Origin of the sequence: Mycobacterium sp. (assembly GCF_019243155.1) — a bacterium.
Lineage (GTDB): Bacteria > Actinomycetota > Actinomycetes > Mycobacteriales > Mycobacteriaceae > Mycobacterium.
On record NZ_JAFAUS010000185.1, the window covers coordinates 1 to 2,932 of the forward strand.

A 2,932-nucleotide genomic window follows, 5' to 3' on the forward strand; every position below is an offset into this window, starting at 1 on the left:
CAGCAGGATGACGAAGAAACCGAACTCGTCATCGGAGAGCTTGTGGCCGTCGACGTCGGCCTCGACCAACTTGGTGACGATGTCTTCGCCGGGGTTCTGCTGCCGGTCCGCGGCCATCTGCATGGCGTAGGTGATCAGTTCGACCGAGGCGCCCATCGCGTCGTTGCGGGCGAACTCGGGATCCTGATCGCCCACCATCTCATTCGACCAGTGGAAGAGCTTCATGCGATCTTCCTGAGGCACTCCCAGCAGTCCGGCGATGGCCTGGAGCGGAAGCTCGCACGAAACCTGCTGGACGAAATCACCCGAACCTTCGGCCGCCGCTTTCGCGACGATCTGCCGGGCGCGCTCGTTCAGGTCGTCGCGCAGTCGCTCGACGGCTCGGGGGGTGAAGCCGCGCGAGATGATCTTGCGCAGGTGGGTGTGCTGCGGCGCGTCCATGTTGAGCAGAACGAACTTGCCGGTGTCCCGCTGCTCGGCCACCGTGCCCTCTTTGTAGCGAGGCAGGGCGGTGTTCTCCAGACTGGAGAACACATCGCTGCGCCGCGAAACCTCTTTGACGTCCTTGTGCTTGGACACCACCCAGAAGCCGCGGTCGTCGAATCCGCCCACGCCGTTGGGCTGGTCGTTCCACCAGATCGGCGCCGTCCGGCGCAATTCGGCCAACTCCTCGACCGGCAACCGCTCGGCGTGGATGTCCGGATCGGTGAAGTCGAATCCGGGAGGCAGATTGGGGACCGGCTTGGCGGTTGGCTCGACGGTTGGCATGGCCCGCTCCTCGATGACGAAGTGGTCTAGTCGTCCTTGTGCAAGGAAACCATCGGCGCACCACGGTTGGGAAGCATTGACGCAATATCGTCGGCCGGGAACTGCAACGTGTTCCTTTCTCCCTCGCTTTGCGCCGCGGGGTCATCGCGAAAACGACCTTGTGACCGACGGCCCGGTGGATATGCTTTGGTCCAGGTCACCGGTAGGCAGCGTCCGGGTGACACTGACGCGAAGGGTGGGAGCATGGTTCGCGAACTATTCGCCGCGGCCGCGATCACGGTTGGTGCGATCGGGGTGGCGCCGTGCGCCGCGGCCGACCCGCATTACGACGGCGACGTTCCAGGGATGAACTATCAGGCCTCGTTGGGCGCGCCCTGTGACAACTACGAGCGCTTCATCTTCGGACGGGGCGTCAGCGGCCAGGCCGAGGCCTGCCACTTCCCGCCGCCGAATCAGTTCCCGGCCGCCACCATCGGCTACTGGGTGATCTCCTACCCGCTGTACGGAATTCAGCAGAACGGCGCGAAGTGCCCGGGTTCGCAGGCGGCGGCGCAGACGCCCGACGGGCTTCCGATGCTCTGCCTTGGCGCCCAGGGGTGGCAGCCCGGGTGGTTCACTGGAGCAGGATTCTTCCCGCCCTCTGGATGATCGGCCGATCATGAACCAACCTCAGCCCGCCCAGAGCACGGTCCCGCGCTGGCTGCGGATAGTGCTGGCGTCGGATCGTGCCGGCTCGGCGTGGTACATCGGAACCGGTTTCTTCTTCGCCCCGGTGCTCGCCGTCCTCTCGCCGTGGCCCGCGGTCACCGCTGTGCTGTGGGCGGTGATCGGCGTGACCGGACTTTGGCTCGGCCTGCTCGGCATTGCCATGGCGGTCGGGTTGGCCCGAATATTGCGGTCTGGGGCCGAAATTCCCGAAGACTACTGGCGAACCCTGGTGCACTACTAGGGCACAGCGCCCGCGAAACTCGACGCTCGCCGCGTCTAGAGTCATAGCCAAGTTCTTTTCAGGTCCCGCAACGATTAGGAGACTCCGATGGCCATCAATCCCCGAGACGCCGTCGACGCGGTCAAGGACATTGCGACCAACGCCGTCGAAAAAGCTTCGGACATCGTCGAAAACGCCGGCGACATCATTCGCGGCGATCTCAAGGGAGGTGTCAGCGGCATCGTCGAGAACTCGATCGACATCGGCACCTACGCGGTGGAGCGGGGCCGAGAGGTGTTGACCGGCCGCGATGAGGTCGACGACGACGAGGTCTGACCGTCCCTAGACGGAGGCGGCCTCGTTCAGCTCGTCGAGCTTGTTGGTTGCTTCGAGGTATTCCTGCACCCAGCGCTCAATGACCGTGGCGGTCTTCTCCACCTTGGTGAACTGCCCGACCACCTGACCGACGGGGTTGAACGCGACGTCGACGGATTCGTTCGGGTACCTGTTGGTGGCCCGCACCGCCATGCCGGAAACCATGTACTGCAACGGCATTCCGAGCGGCTTCGGGTTGTCCGGCTGCTCCCAGGCTTCGGTCCAGTCGTTGCGCAGCATCCGTGCCGGCTTGCCGGTGAATGACCGGCTGCGAACGGTGTCGCGGCTCCCCGCCTTGACGTAGGCCTGCTGCTGCACCGGCGTGTTCGAGGATTCCTCGACCATCAGCCACTGCGATCCGGTCCACGCACCCTGGGCACCCAGCGCCAAGGCCGCGGCGATCTGTTGACCGCTGCCGATGCCGCCCGCGGCCAGCACCGGCACCGGCGCGACTTCCTTGACGACCTGCGGCCACAACACGATTGAGCCGACCTCGCCGCAGTGGCCGCCGGCCTCGCCGCCCTGGGCGATGATGATGTCGACGCCCGCGTCGGCATGCTTGCGGGCCTGCGACGGCGAACCGCACAGCGCGGCCACCTTCAGCCCGGCGTCGTGGATGTGCTTGATCATCTCGGCCGGGGGAGTGCCGAGCGCGTTGGCGATCATCTTCACCTTCGGGTGCTTCAGCGCCACCTCGACCTGGGGGGTGGCCGTCGCCTCGGTCCACCCGAGCAGCTGCAGGGTGTCACCGTCGCTGTCCTCAACGGGCACGCCGTGATCGGCGAGGATCTTCTTGCCGAAGTCCAGGTGCTCCTGGGGCACCATCTTGCGCAGCGTCTCGGTCAGCTCCTCGGCGGACTG

General features: G+C 65.6%; 4 protein-coding genes and 1 pseudogene. 3 read left to right on the forward strand and 2 right to left on the reverse strand.

The features are described from left to right. Positions 1-768: pseudogene (locus tag JOZ00_RS08965) on the reverse strand (steroid C27-monooxygenase); the annotation flags it as partial. Between the two features lie 243 nt (positions 769-1,011). Here JOZ00_RS08965 and JOZ00_RS08970 point away from each other — a divergent pair. The 3 genes from JOZ00_RS08970 (at position 1,012) to JOZ00_RS08980 (ending at position 2,032) form a co-directional block, all read left to right on the forward strand. Continuing rightward, a complete protein-coding gene (locus JOZ00_RS08970; RefSeq protein WP_293342665.1) occupies positions 1,012-1,416 on the forward strand; it encodes a hypothetical protein in 405 nt (134 codons plus the stop codon). Between the two features lie 10 nt (positions 1,417-1,426). Further along, complete coding sequence (locus JOZ00_RS08975; protein WP_293342668.1) at positions 1,427-1,717, forward strand: hypothetical protein; 291 nt, start codon at positions 1,427-1,429, stop codon at positions 1,715-1,717. 87 nt (positions 1,718-1,804) lie between these two features. After that, on the forward strand, positions 1,805-2,032 hold the full coding sequence (locus JOZ00_RS08980; RefSeq protein ID WP_293342671.1) for a hypothetical protein: 228 nt from the start codon (positions 1,805-1,807) through the stop codon (positions 2,030-2,032). A gap of 6 nt (positions 2,033-2,038) precedes the next feature. Here the strand turns inward: JOZ00_RS08980 and JOZ00_RS08985 are convergent. After that, the coding region (locus JOZ00_RS08985) for a nitronate monooxygenase family protein (RefSeq protein WP_293342674.1) at positions 2,039-2,932 on the reverse strand (894 nt) is incomplete at its 5' end.